Origin of the sequence: Paraburkholderia sp. RAU6.4a (assembly GCF_050435625.1) — a bacterium.
Classification (GTDB): Bacteria; Pseudomonadota; Gammaproteobacteria; order Burkholderiales; family Burkholderiaceae; genus Paraburkholderia; species Paraburkholderia tuberum.
Genome location: NZ_JBNDKQ010000002.1, coordinates 1,503,996 through 1,522,996, shown reverse-complemented (window position 1 = coordinate 1,522,996; position 19,001 = coordinate 1,503,996). Strand labels below are relative to the sequence as shown.

At 67.4% G+C, this 19,001-nt stretch carries 15 protein-coding genes and 1 pseudogene; 11 read left to right on the top strand and 5 right to left on the bottom strand.

Features of this window, described 5'->3' with window-relative positions; all coding sequences use genetic code 11:
• The first annotated feature begins 13 nt into the window (after positions 1-13).
• From OKW40_RS11690 to OKW40_RS11640, 11 genes are all read left to right on the top strand, one after another.
• Positions 14-454: an acyl-CoA thioesterase gene (locus tag OKW40_RS11690; RefSeq protein ID WP_184068732.1), complete on the top strand. Its 441-nt coding sequence runs from the start codon at positions 14-16 to the stop codon at positions 452-454.
• Complete coding sequence (locus OKW40_RS11685; RefSeq protein ID WP_429489798.1) at positions 442-1,161, top strand: LolA family protein; 720 nt, start codon at positions 442-444, stop codon at positions 1,159-1,161. Before OKW40_RS11690 ends, OKW40_RS11685 begins: the two co-directional genes overlap by 13 nt.
• Positions 1,161-3,620 (top strand): MMPL family transporter, encoded by a 2,460-nt coding sequence (locus OKW40_RS11680; RefSeq protein WP_429489796.1) that lies wholly within the window; start codon positions 1,161-1,163, stop codon positions 3,618-3,620. Before OKW40_RS11685 ends, OKW40_RS11680 begins: the two co-directional genes overlap by 1 nt.
• Positions 3,617-4,801 carry a beta-ketoacyl-[acyl-carrier-protein] synthase family protein gene (locus OKW40_RS11675; protein WP_429489795.1) on the top strand — a complete coding sequence of 395 codons (1,185 nt, stop codon included), beginning with the start codon at positions 3,617-3,619 and terminating at the stop codon, positions 4,799-4,801. The genes OKW40_RS11680 and OKW40_RS11675 overlap by 4 nt, the downstream gene beginning before the upstream one ends.
• Before the next feature lie 5 nt (positions 4,802-4,806).
• A complete protein-coding gene (locus OKW40_RS11670) occupies positions 4,807-5,295 on the top strand; it encodes a hotdog family protein (RefSeq protein WP_184068721.1) in 489 nt (162 codons plus the stop codon).
• A complete protein-coding gene (locus OKW40_RS11665) occupies positions 5,292-6,017 on the top strand; it encodes a 3-ketoacyl-ACP reductase FabG2 (protein ID WP_184068719.1) in 726 nt (241 codons plus the stop codon). Before OKW40_RS11670 ends, OKW40_RS11665 begins: the two co-directional genes overlap by 4 nt.
• Positions 6,017-7,243 carry a beta-ketoacyl-ACP synthase gene (locus tag OKW40_RS11660; protein WP_187613236.1) on the top strand — a complete coding sequence of 409 codons (1,227 nt, stop codon included), beginning with the start codon at positions 6,017-6,019 and terminating at the stop codon, positions 7,241-7,243. The genes OKW40_RS11665 and OKW40_RS11660 overlap by 1 nt, the downstream gene beginning before the upstream one ends.
• Positions 7,240-8,520, top strand: coding sequence for a beta-ketoacyl-[acyl-carrier-protein] synthase family protein (locus OKW40_RS11655; RefSeq protein WP_429489793.1), 1,281 nt, complete (start codon positions 7,240-7,242; stop codon positions 8,518-8,520). The genes OKW40_RS11660 and OKW40_RS11655 overlap by 4 nt, the downstream gene beginning before the upstream one ends.
• A complete protein-coding gene (locus OKW40_RS11650; protein ID WP_429489791.1) occupies positions 8,517-9,761 on the top strand; it encodes an NAD(P)/FAD-dependent oxidoreductase in 1,245 nt (414 codons plus the stop codon). The genes OKW40_RS11655 and OKW40_RS11650 overlap by 4 nt, the downstream gene beginning before the upstream one ends.
• A gap of 147 nt (positions 9,762-9,908) precedes the next feature.
• Positions 9,909-10,721 (top strand): hypothetical protein, encoded by an 813-nt coding sequence (locus OKW40_RS11645; RefSeq protein ID WP_429489789.1) that lies wholly within the window; start codon positions 9,909-9,911, stop codon positions 10,719-10,721.
• A gap of 11 nt (positions 10,722-10,732) precedes the next feature.
• Entirely contained in the window at positions 10,733-11,107 is a 375-nt protein-coding gene (locus OKW40_RS11640; RefSeq protein WP_184061309.1) for a hypothetical protein, read from the top strand.
• Between the two features lie 78 nt (positions 11,108-11,185).
• Here the strand turns inward: OKW40_RS11640 and guaD are convergent, their stop codons facing one another.
• From guaD to xdhA, 5 genes and pseudogenes are all read right to left on the bottom strand, one after another.
• Positions 11,186-12,553 carry a guanine deaminase gene (gene guaD / locus OKW40_RS11635; RefSeq protein ID WP_429489787.1) on the bottom strand — a complete coding sequence of 456 codons (1,368 nt, stop codon included), beginning with the start codon at positions 12,551-12,553 and terminating at the stop codon, positions 11,186-11,188.
• A 165-nt stretch (positions 12,554-12,718) separates the two neighbouring features.
• Positions 12,719-13,769 (bottom strand): annotated as a pseudogene (locus OKW40_RS11630) (adenosine deaminase).
• A gap of 47 nt (positions 13,770-13,816) precedes the next feature.
• The gene (gene xdhC, locus OKW40_RS11625) at positions 13,817-14,833 is read right to left on the bottom strand and encodes a xanthine dehydrogenase accessory protein XdhC (protein ID WP_429489786.1); all 1,017 of its coding nucleotides are present in this window, start codon (positions 14,831-14,833) and stop codon (positions 13,817-13,819) included.
• The gene (gene xdhB / locus OKW40_RS11620) at positions 14,814-17,303 is read right to left on the bottom strand and encodes a xanthine dehydrogenase molybdopterin binding subunit (RefSeq protein WP_429489784.1); all 2,490 of its coding nucleotides are present in this window, start codon (positions 17,301-17,303) and stop codon (positions 14,814-14,816) included. The genes xdhC and xdhB overlap by 20 nt, the downstream gene beginning before the upstream one ends.
• Positions 17,303-18,841: a xanthine dehydrogenase small subunit gene (gene xdhA, locus OKW40_RS11615; protein ID WP_429489782.1), complete on the bottom strand. Its 1,539-nt coding sequence runs from the start codon at positions 18,839-18,841 to the stop codon at positions 17,303-17,305. The genes xdhB and xdhA overlap by 1 nt, the downstream gene beginning before the upstream one ends.
• Positions 18,842-19,001: the final 160 nt, after the last annotated feature.

The window sequence follows — 19,001 nt, the reverse complement described above, 5'->3', positions numbered from 1 at the left end:
AAGGAGACAACGCATGAGCGAGCCCGCGAAAACGCAGCACGTGCTCGCCGCGAGCGCGACCGTCGAAGTGCCGTTTCACGACGTCGACGCGATGAACGTGTGCTGGCATGGCAATTATCTGAAGTACTTCGAGTTGGGCCGCGCGGCCCTGTTGCGCGCGTTCGACTACGACTATCGCGAGATGCGATCGTCCGGCTATCTGTGGCCGATCGTCGAGGCGCATCTGAAGTACGTGCGGGCCGCCGTGTACGGACAGAAGATCGAGGTGCGCGCGCAACTGCTCGAATACGAAAACCGCCTGAAAATAGGCTATGAAATCGTCGATTGCGCATCGGGCGCGCGGCTCACGAAGGGCTATACGATCCAGGTCGCCGTCGATGCCGCCACCGAGGAATTGCAGTTCGTGTCGCCGCCGGTCGTATTCGAAAAGCTGGAGCGCGTATGGGGACGGTGAACCGGTGCGCGCTGGGAGCGCTCGTGTTGCGGCTGGCGGGGGCGATCGTCGCAATAGGGGCGCTTGCCTTGGCAGCGGCGTCGGCCGATGCGGCCACCGCCAGCAATACGGCTCCAGCCGCCAACGCCGCCAACGCCGCCAGCAACGCCAACGCCGCGCTCGTCTCGCAGATCGCCGCGCATCTCGCGCAGCCCAAGGGCGTGCGCGCGCAATTCACGCAGACGCAGACGCTTGCCGCGATGAAGCAGCCGCTCGTCAGCAACGGCACCTTGCTGTTCTTCCGCGAGCGCGGCGTGATCTGGCGGATCGACACGCCGTACAAGGCCACCTACGTGATCACCGACGCAGGCGTCGCGCAGCTCGACGCCAGCGGCCGCCGCGTGAGCACGCAAAGCGCGCAGGGCAGCCGCGGCGTCGCGCAAGTGTCGAAGATGATGCGCGCGATGCTCGGCGGCGATCTGTCGGCGCTGTACTCGCAGTTCGACGTGAGCGCCGAAGGCAGCGCCGCGCAATGGCGCATGCGACTCACGCCGAATCAACCGCAGCTCGCGCAATCGATCAAGGGCCTCGACATGAGCGGCGGCGATTATCTGCAAAACCTGCGCATCACGCTCGCGAACGGCGACGTGACGAAGCTCGAGTTCGCGAACAGCACGGCCGTTGCCGAGCCCACGCCGGACGAGCGCAGCCTGTTCGGAGCGCCGTGATGGACATGCCCCAGCAGCGAACCGCGAAACATGCGTGGGGCGTGCGCGCCGCATGGCTCGTGCTCGCGCTGCTGGCGGCGCTGTATTGCGGCTGGCGCTTCGCCGGAGCGTCGCCGCTCGAAACCAATCTGCTCGCGCTGCTGCCCGCGACCGAAGCGGACCCGGTCGCCGAGAAAGCGGTCGACACGCTCGCGAGCGCGCTCGGCGATCGCACCGTGCTGCTCGTCACGAGCCGCGACGATGCGCACGCGAAAGCGGCCGCGAAGCAACTGGGCGCGTCGCTGCAAAAGAGCGGCGCATTCGCATCGGTAACGGCCGAACTGCCGCCGTTCGACCTGTCGCAGATCTCGGCGCTGTATCTGCCATACCGCTTCGGCCTGCTCGCGCCGGCCGATCGCACCGCGCTCGCGACCGCGCGCGCGACGACGCTGCACGACATGCTCGCGCAGCGCATCTACAGCCCGCTGCAAGGCGGCCTCAGTACGCAACTCGCCGACGATCCGTTCGGCTGGCTCGAACGCTGGCTCGGCAATCTGCCGCTCGCGACGTCGAATCTCGAAGTCGAGGACAACCTGCTGGTGTCGCATCGTCACGACGCGCATGGCGACATGACCAGCGTGCTGGTCATCGCGACCCTGCCGGGCTCCGCCTACGAAACGAAGACGCAGCGCGCGGTACACGCCGCGCTCGCCGATGCGGAAAGCGCGTTGCGTCAGACGTTCCCCGACGTATCGGTTGCACGCACGGGCGCCGTGTTCTACGCCGAGGCCGCGCGCAGCGCTTCCGAACGCGAGGTGCACGTGATCGGCATCGCGTCGCTCGCCGGCATCGCGCTGCTGATGATGTGGGTGTTCCGCTCGCCGCGTCTGTTGCTGCTCGGCTTCCTATCGACCGCGCTCGGCATCGTCTGCGCGCTCGCGGCGACGCTGCTGGTCTTCGGCAAGCTGCATCTGTTGACGCTCGTGTTCGGCGCGAGCCTGATCGGCGAGGCCGTCGATTACTCGATCCAGTATTTCGTCGTCTATCTCGGCGCGGGCCGCGACTGGAATGCGCGGCTCGGCGCGCGGAGGGTACGGCCCGCGCTGGGCGTTGCGCTGGCGACGAGCCTGCTCGGCTACGCGATCCTGATGTGGGTGCCGTTCCCCGCGTTGAAGCAGATCGCGTGCTTCGCGATGGTGGGCATTACGACCGCGTTCGCGTCGGTACTGTGGCTGCTGCCCGCGCTGCTCACGCGCGCGCCGAAGCACAGCCCTCGGCGCCTGTTCTCGGGCGCGGCGCGGCTGCTCGCGCGCTGGCAGCATGCGCTCGGCGGCAAGCGCGCCTGGCTGGTCGCCGCGCTGCTGCTGATCGCGTCGGTGCCCGGCTGGCTGCGTCTGAGCAGCGACGACGACATCCATCTGCTGATCCAGCGCGATGCGTCGCTGGCCGCGCAGGAAGACACGGTGCGCGAGGCGGTCGGCGTCGATAACAGCGCGCAGTTTTTCGTCGTGCGCGGCGCGACCCAGGAAGCGGTGCTGCAACGCGCCGAAGCGCTCGGTGCGAAGCTCGATGCGCTGAACGGCAGCGCCGATAGCGTCGGCGGCTACCAGTCGGTCGCGCAGTTCGTGCCGTCCGCGCAACGTCAGCGCGAAGATCGCGCGCTGCTCGCGCAGCATGTGTTCGGCGACTTCGCCGCGTTGCGTGCGACGCTGCTGCAAGCGGGCTTCAAGGACGAAGTCGCCGATGCGTGGCTCGCCGGCTTCGCCAAGCCGCCCGCGCCGCTCACCGTCGAGCGCTGGCTCGCGGCGCCGTGGTCGCAGCCGTATCGGCATCTGTGGCTCGGCGCGGTGGGATCGAACGACAAGAATCGGGCCCATCAACCTGGCTACGCGGCCGTCGTGATCCCGCAAGGCGTGACGCCGCGCAACGAGCCCGCGCTGATCGCGCTCGCGCGCGGCCTGCCCGGCGTCGTGTTCGTCGATAAGGCCGCGAGCGTGTCGAGGCTGTTCGGCGCGTATCGCGTGGATAGCGGCTGGTGGCTCGGCGGCGCGCTCGTGCTCGTGTGCGTGCTGCTGATGCTGCGCTACGGGGCGCGCGGGGGTATCGCCACGACCTTGCCCGTGCTGTTCGCGGTCGGCGTCGCGCTGGCGGTGTTCGGCTACGCGGGCGTGCCGCTCAATCTGTTCAACTGGCTCGCGCTGATGCTGGTGCTTGGCGTCGGCGCAAACTATGCGGTGTTCCTGCGCGAAGGCTGCGCGCGCGCAGAGGCGGATCTCGGCGCGGTGTGGACCGGCGTGCTGCTGTCGGCGGCGACCACGTTGTTGTCGTTCGGCATGCTCGGCGTGAGCGCGATGCCCGCGCTGAAAAGCTTCGGCACCACGCTCGCGCTCGGCATCGCGGTGGCGGTGCTGCTCGCGCCTCTCGGCATGCCATCGACAGCGCGCTCGGGCAAGTCATCGGAACCACGGAGGGCGGCATGAAAGCGCCAACAGTTTATTTGCACGCGCTGGGCATGATCAACGCGCTCGGCGGCGACGTCGACGAGATCGTGCCGGCGCTCGCCGCCGCGCGCTCGCCCGGCATGGGCAATGTGCATACCGGCATCGGCGACGCGTTCGTCGGCAGCGTGCTCGCGCCGCTCGATCTCGCGCCGCGCGCCGACCTCGCGCGCTACGACTGCCGCAACAACCGGCTGCTGCTCGCGGCGCTCGCGCAGATCGCGCCGGCGTTCGAAGCCGCGCGCGAGCGCTACGGCCCGCAGCGCATCGGCGTCGTGCTCGGCACCAGCACGTCGGGCATCGAGGCGGCCGAAACCGCGTTCGTCTATCACGCACGAGCCGGCGCGTTGCCGGCCAACTTCAACTATCGGCAAATGGAAATCGGCACCGCCGCGCCGTTCGCTGCCGCCGCGCTCGGCGTGCACGGGCCGGCGTTTACGATTTCGACCGCGTGTACGTCGAGCGCGAAGGCGTTCGCGTCGGCGCGTCGGCTGCTGCAATTGCAGCTATGCGATGCGGTTGTCGTCGGTGGTGTCGATTCGCTATGCGAATTGACGGTGCAGGGCTTTGCGTCGCTCGAATCGACCAGCAGCGCGCGCACCAATCCGATGAGCCGCAATCGCCGCGGCATCAACGTCGGCGAGGGCGCGGCCGTGTTCCTGATGAGCCGCGACGAAGCGGCGGTGCGGCTCGCGGGCCTCGGCGAATCGAGCGACGCGCATCATATTTCGGCGCCGGACCCGCAGGGCGTCGGTGGCGAACTCGCGCTTCGCGAAGCGCTCGCGGACGCGGGCATCGCGGCCTCGGCGGTCGGCTATGTGAATCTGCACGCGACCGCCACGCAGAAGAACGACGAAATGGAAGCGCATCTGATGGCGCGCGTGTTCCCCGGCGGCGTGGCCGCGAGCGGCACCAAGCCGTTGACTGGCCACCTGCTCGGCGCGGCCGGCGCGACCGAACTCGGCTTCGCGTGGCTCACGCTCGCGCGCGAGAACGCGACGCTGCCGCCGCATCTGTGGGATGGCGAGGCCGATCCGGCGCTGCCCGCGCTCGATCTCGTCGCCGGCGCGCGCCATCTGCCGCGCGGCACGGGCACGCAGTACGCGATGAGCAATTCGTTCGCGTTCGGCGGCAGCAATGTCAGCCTGATTCTCGCCCGGTAAAGCGCATGACGACTCCGCCACTCACTGTCGAGCAACTCGTGCGTCAGCCGATCGAAGCGATCATCCCGCATCGCGGCAGCATGCTGCTGCTCGATGCGATCGACACGTTCGCCGACACCACGCTGAGCGCCATCGCCAACGTCGACCCGCACGCATGGTATGCCGACGCCGCCGGCGCGATGCCCGCGTGGATCGGCATCGAGCTGATGGCGCAGGCGATCGCCGCGCACATCGCGCTCGTCGCGATGCGCGGCGGCGGCCATGCGCGTCCCGGCGTGCTGCTCGGCTCGCGCAGCTATCAGGCGTTGCAGCCGGTGTTCCAAAGCGGCGCGCGTTTGCGCGTTCACGTGAGCGAGCTGCTGCGCAGCGACGCAGGCCACAGTGCCTACGAATGCACGATCGACGACGGCGACGCGCGCTGTGCCGAAGCGGTGATCAAGGTGTTTCAACCGCCCGATTTTCAGTCATTCATCGAAGGGAGTATGAGTTCATGAGCCGGCGAGTTCTCGTTACCGGCGCAAGCCGCGGCATCGGCCGCGCGATTGCGTACAAGTTGGCCGCCGACGGTTTCGCCGTGACCGTGCATTGCCGCACCGGACGCAGCGAAGCCGACGCGGTCGCGACGGGCATCGCCGCGCAGGGCGGCACGGCGCGCGTGCTGCAATTCGACGTGCGCGAGCGCGCCGCGTGCCGCGAGGCGCTCGAAGCCGACGTCGCCGCGCACGGTCCTTACTACGGCATCGTGTGCAGCGCGGGTGTCACGCGCGACGCGGCGTTTCCGGCGCTCACCGGAGAAGACTGGGACGTCGTGATCGAAACCGGCCTCGATGCCTTCTACAACGTCGTGCATCCGCTGACGATGCCGATGGTGCGCGCGCGCCAGGGCGGCCGTATCGTCACGATCGCGTCGGTGTCGGGCGTGATGGGCAATCGCGGCCAGGTCAATTACAGCGCCGCGAAAGCGGGACTGATCGGCGCGACCAAGGCGCTCGCGGTCGAACTCGCGTCGCGCAACATCACCGTCAATTGCGTCGCGCCGGGGTTGATCGAAACCGGCATGCTCGAACAGGTGACGCTCGATCACGCGCTGAAGACCGTGCCGATGAACCGTGTCGGCCAGCCGGCCGAGGTCGCGTCGGTGGTGAGCTTTCTGATGTCGGATGGCGCGTCGTATGTGACGCGCCAGGTGATCGGCGTGAACGGCGGGATGGTCTGATGAAGCGCGTCGTCATCACCGGCATGGGCGGCGTGACTGCGTTCGGCGATAGCTGGGACGCGGTTCAAGCGCGCCTGAAGCGCGGCGAGAACGCGGTGCGGCGCATGTCCGAGTGGGATTACTTCGAGTCGCTGCATACGCGGCTCGCGTGTCCGCTGCCCGGGTTCACGATCCCCGCGCATTACCCGCGCAAGAGAGTGCGTTCGATGGGCCCGGTGTCGCTGTACTCGGTGCGCGCGAGCGAACTCGCGCTCGCCGACGCGGGTCTCGCCGACGACACGAGCATCGCGGATGGCCGCATGGGCGTCGCGTACGGTTCGTCGTCGGGCTCGGTGCAGCCGATCCGCGCGTTCGGCACGATGCTCGAAACCGGTTTGATGAGCAACGTCACGTCGAACAGCTACGTGCAGATGATGCCGCACACGACGGCCGTCAACGTGAGCCTGTTCTGGGACCTCAAAGGCCGCATCATCCCGACCTCGTGTGCGTGCGCGTCGGGCAGCCAGGCGATCGGCTATGCGTACGAGGCGATCCAGTCCGGCAAACAGACGCTGATGCTCGCGGGCGGCGCGGAAGAGCTGTCGGGTCCCGCGGTCGCCGTGTTCGACACGCTGTACGCGACCAGCACGCGCAACGACGAGCCGCATCTGACGCCGCGTCCGTTCGATGCCGCGCGCGACGGCCTCGTGGTCGGCGAGGGCGCGGCGACGCTCGTCCTCGAAGAATACGAGCATGCGCTGGCGCGCGGCGCGCGGATTCACGCGGAAGTGGTCGGCTTCGGCTGCAATTCGGACGGCGCGCACATGACGCAACCCACCGCCGACACGATGGCGCTCGCGATGCAACTCGCGCTGCGCGACGCGCAATTGCCGCCCGAAGCGATTGCCTACGTGAACGCGCACGGTACGTCGACCGACCGCGGCGACATCGCCGAAAGCCATGCGACCGCGCAGACCTTCGGCGCGCGCATGCCGATCAGCTCGCTAAAAAGCTATGTGGGCCATACGCTAGGCGCGTGCGGCGCGATCGAGGCGTGGTGGACGATCGAGATGATGAAGCGCAACTGGTACGTGCCCACCCTGAATCTCGACCACCTCGATCCGGCTTGCGCGCCGCTGGATTACATCGTCGGCGGCGCGCGCGAGATCGACGCCGAGTACGTGATGAGCAACAACTTCGCGTTCGGCGGCATCAACACGTCGCTGATTTTCCGGCGCGTTCGATGAGCACAGGCCTGCAACGCGTGGTCGTGACCGGCATGGGCATCGTGTCGTGTCTCGGCAATACGCTCGACCAGGTCTGCGCGGCGTTGCGCGCGGGGCACTCGCGAATCGAGCGTATCGATGCGTGGCGCGAGCGCGGGTTTGCATCGCAAGTCGCGGGCGTGGCGTCGGTCGCGCACGAGGCGCCGTTCGAGCGCAAGCTCGAACGCTTCATGGGCGACACCGCGCGCTTTGCGTGCCACGCGGCGCGACGCGCGATCGACGATGCAAGGCTCGACCTCGCTTCATTGCAGTCGCCGCGCGCGGGTGTCGTGATCGGCTCGGGCGTCGGCACCATGGCGAGCTACGACGCGGCGCTCGCGATCGCGCAAACGCGCGGTGTCGACAAGGTGCCGCCGTTCACGGTGCCGCATACGATGAGCAGCACCGCGTCGGCGAACGTCGCGCAGATGTTCGGGCTCGAAGGCGTCAGCTATTCGCCGTCATCGGCATGCACGACGTCGGCGCTCGCGATCGGGCAGGCGATGCAGCTGATCCAGAACGGCCGCCAGCAGATCGTGCTCGCGGGCGGCAGCGAAGCGCTGCACGACAACACGACGCTGATGTTCGACGCGATGGGCGCGCTGTCGCGCCGCTTCAACGACACGCCCCACAGTGCATCGCGGCCGTACGACACGCAGCGCGATGGCTTCGTGATCGCATCGGGCGCCGGCGTGCTCGTGCTCGAAGCGCTCGACCATGCGCTCGCGCGCGGCGCGCGCATCTACGCGGAGCTGAGCGGCTTCGGCGATTGCACCGATCGCGCGGGCATGGTCGCGCCGCGTGCGGCCGGCATCGCGCGCGCGATGCGCGGCGCGCTCGAGCAGGCGGGCCGCCGTCCCGACTACGTGAACACGCATGCGCCGTCCACACCGCTCGGCGATCTCGAAGAGCTGCACGCGTTGCGCGACGTGTTCGGTGCATCGGCGCAAGGGTTGCCCGCGTTTTCGTCGACCAAGGGCATGACCGGGCATTCGCTCGGCGCGTGCGGCGCGCACGAAGCGATCTATACGCTGTTGATGATGCGCGACGGCTTCATCGCGGCGACCGCGCTGGTCGATACGCCGGAGCCGCAAGTGCGGGACATGCCGCTCGTGCGCGTGACGCGCGACGCGCGCATCGACACGGCGATGTCGGTTTCTTTCGGGTTCGGCGGGAGTTGCGCGAGCCTGATGTTCGAAGCGTGGCGAGGCTCGCATACGGCGCGGCAACGCACGCAAACAGTTGGAGGAGTGATTTGAACAGCGATTCTTCAAAGCGGACCGTGGTCGACGTCGCGATCATCGGCGCGGGTCCCGCCGGCGCGGTGGCCGCCGCGCTGCTGCGTAAGGCGGGCCGCTCGGTGCTGGTGCTGGAGCGTCGGCACTTTCCGCGCTTCTCGATCGGCGAGAGCCTGTTGCCGCAAAGCATGGCGTACCTCGAAGAGGCCGGCATGCTGCAGGCCGTCGTCGAGGCGGGCTTCCAGTACAAGAACGGCGCGCACTTCGTATATCGCGACCAGAGCTCGTCGTTCGACTTTCGCGACAAGCATTCGCCGGGCTGGGGCACCACGTACCAGGTCGAGCGCGCGCTGTTCGACGACGTGCTGATTCGCTGCGCGGCCGCGCAGGGTGCCGAGGTGCGGTTCGGCCACACGGTGAGCGCGGTGCGCACGGGCGCGGCACCGGTGCTCGACGTCGTCGATGAAAGTGCCGGCGCGTATCGGGTCGAAGCGCGTTTCGTGCTCGATGCGAGCGGCTTCGGGCGCGTGCTGCCGCGCCTGCTGAAGCTGGAGGCGCCGACGCGCATGCCGACGCGCGCCGCATTGTTCACGCACGTGCGCGACGGCCTCGCGCTCGACGACATCGATCGCAACAAGATCTGCATCGCGACGCATCCCGAGCGTCGCGACGTGTGGTTCTGGATGATTCCGCTCGCGGGCGGCCGTTGTTCGGTGGGATGTGTCGCCGAGGCGAGTTTTCTCGAGGTGCCCGAAACGCAGCGCGAGGCGACGCTGCGCGCGCTGATCCAGCAGGAGCCGACGCTGAACCGGCTGATCGGGCAGGCGCCGTTCCTGATGCCGGTGCGGCAGATCGGCGGCTACGCGGCGAATGTCGCGAGTCTGCACGGGCCGGGCTATGCGCTGCTCGGCAATGCGGGCGAGTTTCTCGATCCGGTGTTTTCCTCGGGCGTGACGATCGCGCTGCGCTCCGCGCATCTGGCGGCGCGCGCGCTGAACCGGCAGCTCGACGGCGCGCCGGTCGACTGGTCAGCCGATTACGACGTGCCGTTGCGCAAGGGCATCGATACGTTCCGCGCATTCGTCGAGCGCTGGTACACGGGCGAGCTGCAGGACATCATCTACTACCCGGAACAGGTGACGCCGATCCGCCGCATGATCTGCGCGGTGCTCGCCGGTTACGCGTGGGACGAGTCGAATCCGTATGTCGCGGATCCGGTGCGGCGCCTCAACGCGTTGCACGAGGTGTGCAAGGCGGGCTGAGGCGGGGCGCCGCTTTGGGCGTGTCCCAGGGGATCGAGGGCAGTTGAGGTTTTGGGCTGTCGCCCATATACGGACGACCCCGAGCACGGTATCTATCTGGATGCTGCCAATCCGGGCAGCAACTTCAAATAGATCGTCGACACGCCTATGTCCTTGTCCGTATTTGAAATGCACTCCGTGGAGCTGCGCTGTCAAAGGCCCCTTGGTGCCTGTTATGTCATCTGCGATGAGCGGCACTACAAGGCGTGCCTCGGAAGGGCCGCAGACCTTCAGAAGGCCAAGGCGGAGACCCAGGAATTTCTCAGTATTGTCAGATTGAATCAGCGAAAGTGGGAGGAGGACCTAACGCTGGTCAGGCGTCTCATTGATCGTCAGTTGCTGGCGTTTGATGGTGTGCGAAACTGGAACCCCAACACCGATGGCTGGTGGATCATTAATGCGCTTCTCGACGATTTGCGCAGAGGTGCTCGTCTTGCCATTAAAGGCCCTCGGGCTGACCTGTTTCCATCCCCCCACAGCACGCCGTTGAGCAATCTCGGGGCGAGGGCCGTCGGTCTCCCGAACGGGGAACCCATGCTGTCCGGCCGGGCTGATCCAGCCACCCGGCAAACCGGGCTGATCGCTCCACGCGCAGCCACGGCAGCCAGCAACAGCGACGGCGATCTGGCCCACGATGCGGGCGCCTCAACGCTGCTCGGCGATGCCCAGCCGTTTGCATACTACGCTAACGACTTGTCGGGGGATTCGACGGAACTGGCTGGAATCCCGTTTGAGGGTATGCCCAACGCGTGGGTTGAGAACGCGCCGGGGAAAAAGAAGCAATGGCGGATGTACGGTTCACAAGGCACCCCGACCGTTGATATTGACTTCGACAACCATCATGGCCAGCCAAATCCGCACGCCCACAACTGGGACGACCAGGGCCGCGATCACGGCTGGCCGGTCTCCATACTTCCATAGGACAAGCCACCATGACCATCACAGATGCACTGGAACAGTTCGGCGGTTTTCATGACTGGTACCTGGATGCGATTGCGACCAGCAAGGAAGGTGGCGCCAATACACCAAACGTACTAACACTCGGGTTGTACGATGAGAGCCGGCGCGCGACCGTTACCTTTCTTGGAGTGACGCGCGCGAGCATCATTGATGGTGGATTGTTGAACATCGTCAATTCGATTGAGGTGTTGAAACCCGGTGATGAGGCATACGCCGCGGCAATCGAGGTACTCAAGAAATCCGCGCATTTTGGAAAGCGCCGTGCCGACCATATCGCATACGTTTTCTCAACAGTTGGCGCTGAGATTGCCGTCGAATTTGAGACGCTCGAAATTGACACTGAATAGCCAATTTGTGAGCACTCGCGGACCAAGACGCCCACTAGCGTTTCGTCTGCGACTGGGGCGTCTCAATCGAAGCTGGTGTCAAGCCGCGATCTTCGCGCGTCCCGGCACGCGCTGGCGCGCGTCGTCGCGGCGATGCACGCACTTGCCGGCCGCATACGTTTCATACACGGCGCGATCGTCACCGAGCAGCGCGAATGCGAACAGCAGCTCCTCGAGCGATTCGCGCCGCGCGGTGCGGCGCGCGAGCAGCGGCGTCGCCTGCGGATCGAGCACGACGAAGTCCGCTTCCGAGCCGTCCCTCAGCGTGCCGATCCTGTCGCCGAGATCGAGCGCTTCGGCCGCGCCGGCGGTCGCGAGATAGAACATGCGCGTCGCCGTCAGATGATGGCCGCCGAGGCGCGCAACCTTGTGCGCTTCGTTCATCGTCTGCAGCATCGAGAACGACGTGCCGCCGCCGACGTCGGTCGCGAGCGCGATCGGCATGCCGGCCGAGTCGGCCTTGTCGAAGTCGAACAGGCCGCTGCCGAGGAACAGGTTCGAGGTCGGGCAGTGCGAGGCGAGCGCGCCGGTTTGCGCCATGCGCTTGCGGTCCTCGTCGTCGAGGTAGATGCAATGGCCGTACACCGCGCGACGGCGCAAGAGCCCATAGTGATCGTAGATGTCGAGATAGCTGCGGTGGCCGGGGAACAGCTCGGCGACCCATTTCACCTCGTCGGTGTTCTCGGCGACGTGGCTCTGAACGAACACGTCCGGATGCAGCCGCGCGAGCGCGCCGCATGCTTCGAGCTGCGCCTCGGTCGAGGTCGGCGCGAAGCGCGGCGTCAGCGCGTACATCTGGCGGCCGCGATCGTGCCAGCGGCCGATCAGCTCGGCGCTGTCGTCGTAGCCCGATTGCGCGGTGTCGCGCAGGAACGCGGGGCAGAGGCGGTCCATCAGCACCTTGCCCGCGACCATGCGCAGATTGCGCGCTTCGCTCTCGGCGAAGAGGGCGTCGGCGGATTCCTTGTGCACCGTGCAGTACACGAGCGCGGTCGTCGTGCCGCAGGCGAGCAGTTCGTCGAGGAAAAAGCTCGCCGTGTCGCGGGCGTGCGCGATGTCGGCGAAGCGGCGCTCGGTTGGGAACGTGTACGTGTCGAGCCACGGCAGCAGACCCGGCGCCGGCGACGCGATCATGTCGGTCTGCGGATAGTGGATGTGGGTATCGATGAAGCCCGGCACGATCAGCTTGTCGCGCCGCTCCACGACCTGCGTGCCGGGCGCGAGCCGCGACGCGAGCGCCGCATACGCGTCCGCCGCGACGACGCGGCCGTCTTCCACGATCAGGAGACCGTCCTCGTGAAACACCACGGCGTTCGGCGCGTGCGCCGGATCGCCGTTGAAGGTCAGCAGAGGGGCGCGGAATGCCGCTTGCGCCGCCGCTTGCGCGGTATGAGCCGATTCAGTCATGGAAAAGCTGTCTCCGAATGTTGAAAGCTGGGCGGCGCAGGCAGCGGCAGCGGCTTCCCGGTTCGGGTCGTTGCCGTTTGCCCGAACGAAGCGAAGCCGCCGGCCGCCGGCGTCGGTCGAGGCCTGTCAGTTGAAAACCGTCGGCGCGCGGCTCAGTGCCGCCACTCAGTGCCGCCAATACGCGTCGAGCTCAGCGATCAGCATCGCGCGTTCCTCGGGCGTCACGAACGACGCCTCGAAGCCGTTGCGGATGATCGTGTAGACCTCGGCGTCGTCGAGCTTCAGCGCGTCGATCGTCGCCAGATAGTTCGCGTTCACGTAGCCGCCGAAATAGGCCGGATCGTCGGAATTGACGGTCACCGCGACGCCGCGATCGAGCAGGTCTTTCAGCGTGTGCCTGGTCAGGTCGTCGAACACGCACAGCTTCAGGTGTCGACAGCGGGCACACGGTCAGCGCGACGCGCGTATCGGCGAGGCGCGTGACGAGCGCCGGGTCCTCGATGCTGCGCACCCCGTGATCGACGCGGTCGACCTTCAGCACGTCGAGCGCCTCGTAGATGTAGGACGGCGGGCCTTCCTCGCCCGCATGCGCGACGAGCTTCAGACCGAGCGCGCGCGCCTTCGCGAACACGCGCTCGAACTTCGACGGCGGATGGCCGCGTTCCGACGAATCGAGCCCCACGCCGATCAGCCGATGCTCGTACTGCTCGAACAGCGGCAGCGCTTCGTCGAAGGTGGCGAGCGCATCGTCCTCGGACAGATGGCGCAGGAAACACAGGATCAGCTTGCTCGACATGCCGCGCTTCTCCGCGTCGGCGAGCGCGCGTTCGATGCCGGCCACGACGGTCGCGATCCGCACGCCGCGCTCGGTATGGGTCTGCGGGTCGAAGAAGATTTCGCTATGCACGACGTTGTCGGCGAGACAGCGCTCGACGTAGGCCATCGTCATGTCGTAGAAGTCCTGCTCGTGCAGCAGCACGCTCGCGCCCGCGTAGTAGATGTCGAGGAACGATTGCAGGTCGGTGAACGCATAGGCGGCGCGCAAGGCTTCCACCGAGTCGTAGGCGAGCTTCACGCCGTTGCGTTGCGCGAGCGCGAAAATCAGCTCGGGTTCGAGCGAGCCTTCGATGTGGATATGCAGCTCGGCCTTCGGTGCGCGCGCGGTTTTGTCGGCGAGCGTAACGGGGGAAGCAGGGGTAGCGGTTGTCGGGTTCATCGTGGTTTGGAATTGTGTGTTGGGTAACGAGCGGCGCAGGCCGCGTATCAAACCGCCTGCGTCGGGTGGCGCGCACCCGCGTTCGCCTCGACGGCCTGCAACACCTGCGCGGCCGCCGAGATCGCGATGACCTCGGGCGACTTGTCGACGATGCCGTCGACGCCGAGCGGACATTTCATCCGCGCGATCCGCGCCGGATCGATGCCGCGAGCCGCGAGCCGATGCTCGAACTGCTTGCGCTTGGTATGCGAGCCGATCATGCCGAAGAACGCGAAGTCGCCGCGCCGCAGGATGCGTTCGGCCAGTTCGAGATCGCGCGCGTGGTTGTGCGTCATCACCACGAAGTACGTGTTCGGCGCGGCCTGATCGATCGCCTCGTCGGGTGCGTCGTTCGCGTCGATCCTCACGTTCGGCGCGTGCAGCGCATCGAGCGACGGAAACTGCGCGTCGCGCTCGTCGACCCAGCGCACCGTGCAAGGCAGTGTCGCCAGCACGCGCACGAGCGCCGCGCCGACGTGACCGGCGCCGAACAGCACGACGGCGAATTCGCCCGGCGCGATGGTTTCGGTCAGGAGCGCGCTGCTGTCGTCGAAACCGGCGCCGTCCCACAGCAGACAGTCGGCGCCGTCGATGCCGGGCTCGGGCTCGGACAGCATCACCGCGTCCGGCGCGGGGCCGAATGATACGCTGCGCACCGTCGATTGCCCCGCCGCGAGGCGCTTGGCGAGCGACGTGAGCCAGCCGAGATCGCCGACGTCGAGCCGCTCGAACGCGAGGATCACGGCGCCGCCGCAGCACTGGCCGAGGCTCGGCCCCAGCGCGAAGCGTTCGAGCCGCCGCATGTGCGGCGCGCGCATGCCGTCGCGCAGCACCTGGCGCGCGGTCTCGATCGCCTTCCATTCGAGGTGGCCGCCGCCGATCGTATGCCTGGCCGCCTCGCGCGTGACGATCATCTTCGTGCCGGCTTCGCGCGGCGCCGAACCTTCGACGCGCGCGACCGTCACCAGCACGGCGGCGTCGCCATGCGCGAGCAGATGTTGCAGGTCAGTGAGCCAGGCTTGCATCCGGCGATTCTCCGTGGGGGGCCGCGTGGGGCGTTTCCGCGGCGGGTTGCGTGTTTGTGTCGGTGCTATCGGGGTGCGCGGCGGCTTCGGTCGGATCTGCGGTCTGCGACGCGTTCATCGCATTCAAAGCGTCCAGCGCATCGAGTATCGCCTCGGGCGTCGCCGGCGCGCGCAACGGCGGAGCATGTCGCGCGCCCGGCACTGCGGCCGCGATCGCGTCGCGAATCGCGAGAAACACCGAAAACGGCAGCAGCAACGGCGGCTCGCCGACCGCCTTCGAGCGGAACACGGTCGGCTCGGCGTTGCTGTTGTCGTAGAGCCGAACGTGGAACGCGGCGGGCGTGTCGCTGACCGCGGGAATCTTGTACGTCGACGGCGCGTGCGTCATCAGGCGGCCGTCGCGGCTCCACCATAGCTCTTCAGTGGTGAGCCAGCCCATGCCCTGAATGAAGCCGCCTTCGATCTGGCCGAGATCGATCGCCGGATTGATCGACTGGCCCGCGTCGTGCAGCAAGTCCGCGCGCAGGAGCTTCCACTCGCCGGTCAGCGTATCGACGACGACCTCCGACACCGCCGCACCATACGCGAAGTAATAGAACGGATGACCGGTCAGCGACTTCGCATCCCAATGCACTTTCGGCGTCGCGTAGAAGCCGTCCGACCACAACTGCACGCGCGCGAGATACGCGGCGTTGACGATCTGTTCGAACGGCAGCGCGCCGCCGTTCACCGACACGCTGCCGCGCGCGAATTGCACGTCGTTGGCGTCGCCACCGAGCTGGCGCGCCGCGAGTTCCGCGAGCCGCGCGCGGATCGTCCGCGCGGCGGCTTCGGCGGCCATGCCGTTCAGGTCGCTGCCGGTCGAGGCCGCGGTGGCCGACGTGTTGGCGATCTTCGAGGTATCGGTCGCGGTCACCCGGACGCGCGATAACGGCAAGCCGAACTGATTCGCGACCACCTGCGCGACTTTCGTGTTGAGCCCCTGGCCCATCTCGGTGCCGCCGTGATTGACGAGCACGGAGCCGTCCTTGTACACGTGCACGAGCGCGCCGGCCTGATTCAGGAACGGCACGTTGAACGAGATGCCGAACTTGACCGGCGAAAACGCGAGGCCGCGTTTGAGCACGGGACTCTTCGCATTGAATTCGGCGAGTGCCGCGCGACGCGCGCGGTAGTCACTCGAATCTAGCAGCGCGTCGGTCAGCGGCGCGATGATGTTGTCTTCGACGCGTTGTCCGTACGGCGTCGTATCGCGTTCGCCGACGCCGTAGTAATTCGCGAGCCGCACGTCGAGCGGATCGAGCCGCAGCTCGCGCGCGATGCCGTCGAGCAGCACCTCCATCACGAGCGCGCCTTGCGGTCCGCCGAAGCCGCGAAACGCGGTGTTCGACTGCGTATTGGTCTTGCAGCACAGCGCGACGATATCGACGTCGGACAGGTAGTACGCGTTGTCGACGTGGCACACCGCGCGCGTCGCGACCGCGCCGGACAGATCCGCGGAATAGCCGGCGCGCAATGCGATTTCGACGCGCACGCCAAGCAGGCGGCCTTGCTCGTCAAAGCCCGCTTCGTACTCGTAGACTGCATCGTGGCGCTTGCCGGTGATCAGAAAGTCGTCGTCGCGATCGGCGCGCAGCTTGACCGGGCGACGCAGGCGTTGCGCCGCAAGCGCGGCCACGCACGCGAACAGCGCCGATTGCGATTCCTTGCCGCCGAAGCCGCCGCCCATGCGCCGGCATTCGCAGACGACGTTATGCGCGGGCCAGTCGAGCATGTGCGCGACGACCTGCTGCATCTCGCTCGGATGCTGCGTCGAGCTGTAGACGAGCATGCCGTCCATTTCCTTCGGCACCGCATAGGCGATCTGGCCTTCGAGATAGAACTGCTCCTGGCCGCCGACCTCGAACCTGCCGGCCAGTCGATGCGGCGCGGCGGCGATCTTCGCGTCGGGTTTGCCGCGCCGCAGATGCAGTGGCGGCAGCACGAACTGCTTCGCGGCTTTCGCATCGGCGACGGTGAGGATCGCGTCGAGCGGCTCGTAGCGGATCACGTCGTCGCTTTTCGCGAGCGCGGCGGCGCGACGTGCGAGTTCGTGGCTCTCGGCGATCACCGCGAAGACCGGCTGGCCCAGATAGAGCACTTCGCCGTCGGCGAGGATCGGATCGTCGTGCAGCGCCGGGCCGCAATTGTTTTCGCCGGGGATATCGTCGGCGCTCAGCACCGCGATCACGCCGGGCGCGTTTCTCACCGCGTCGAGATCCATCGACACGATGCGCGCATGCGCATGGCGCGACAGGCCGAGCGCCGCGTGCAGCGTGCCGTGCAGCTCGGCGATGTCGTCCGTGTAGGTCGCTTCGCCGCTCACGTGCAGCGCGGCGGATTCGTGCGGCAGCGGTACGCCGATCGACGCGTCCTCGCGTTGATCGGCACGCGCGCCCGCGCGTTCGATAAAGGCATCGGTCCGGTTCATCACGGCGACTCCTTCACGACCATTGCGTTGGCCTCGAACGCGAACGCGTTCACGTCGCACAGCGCGAGCGGCGCGTCGTCGCGCGTTTCGAGGTAGAAGCGCCACAGCAGATTGCGCGCGACCCTCAGCCGATACGCGCTCGACGCGCGCATGTCGGTGAGCGGCTGGTAGTCGGCGGCGAGCGCGTCCATTGCGCGACGGGCCGTCGGTCCGTTCCACGCCGCGCCGTTGAGCGCGGCTTCGGCATGCGCGGCCCGCTTCGGCGTCGCCGCCATGCCGCCGAACGCGACCCGCGCCGCGCAGATCGTGCCATCTTCCGCGACGTGCAGCGCAAACGCCGCGCACACCGCCGAGATGTCCTGGTCGTAACGCTTCGCCACCTTGTAGGTGCGAAACCGCAGCGCGCCAGCCGGGCGAGGCACGCGCAGCGCGCTGACGAATTCGCCTTCCGCGAGCGCGGTCTTCTGATAGCCGAGGTAGAACGCGTCGAGCGGCACGGTGCGGGTCGTGCGATCGCGGCGCAACTCGACGTCGGCGCCGAGCGCGAGCAGTGCCGGCATCGAGTCGCCGATCGGCGAGCCGTTCGCGACGTTGCCGCCGAGCGTGCCCGCATTGCGGATCGGCAGCGATGCGAAGCGCGTCCATAGTTCGGCGAGTTCGGGGTAGTCGGCGGTGAGCGCCGCGTACGCGTCCTCGAGCGTGACCGCCGCACCAATGGTCAGCGTTTGCGCGTCGCGCGCGATCGTCTTCAGTTCCGCGACGTTGCCGGTGTACAGCAGATCGCCGAGATCGCGGAACTGCTTGGTGACCCACAAGCCGACGTCGGTGCTGCCCGCGACGATGCGCGCGTCCGGATGCTGCGCGCGCAGCGTCGCAAACGCGTCGAGCGTGAGCGGGGCGTGGAAGGTGGGCGAGCCGAAGGCGGCGCCGCGGGTGCCGGGCGCGCTGTATTCGAACGTGTCTTCGCGTTGCAGTGTGCGCAGCGTGGCCGCGATCGCGTCGCGGTCGAGCGCGACGCGCGGATGCTGCGCGTAGTCGAACATCTTCTGCGCGGCGTCGATGATCGGCCGGTAGCCCGTGCAGCGGCACAGATTGCCGGACAGCGCGGCGTCGATTTCATGGCGGGTCGGCAGGCCGGCGCTGACGGGCTGGTTCTCGTAGAGCGCCCACATAGACATGACGAAGCCGGGTGTGCAGAAGCCGCATTGCGAACCGTGGCAGTCGACCAACGCCTGCTGCACCGGATGCAGCGCGCCGTTCGCGGCGCGCAGGTCTTCGACGGTGAAGAGGGCGCGGCCGTCGAGTGTCGGCAGGAACTGGATGCAGGCGTTGACCGCCTTCAACGTGAGGTCGCCGCGCGCATCGAGTTCGCCGATCACGACCGTGCATGCGCCGCAGTCGCCTTCCGCGCAGCCTTCCTTGGTGCCGGTGCAGCGCAAGTCCTCGCGCAGGTGCTGCAGCACGGTGCGCGTCGCCGGCACGCCCGCGACCTCGCGGACGGACCCCTGATGGTAGAAGCGGATGGTTTGCGTTGTCATGGCGAATCGGAAGACAGTGCGGACCGGGCGCGCGTTACGCATGGGGTCGCAAAAAGCCGGCCTCGCGCACGTAGATCGCCATCCATACCCGAAGATAGCACTACCCCGGCCCGAAAATATTTCCCGTGTCGCATGAAGCTCATGCGGCGGCGGTCATGAT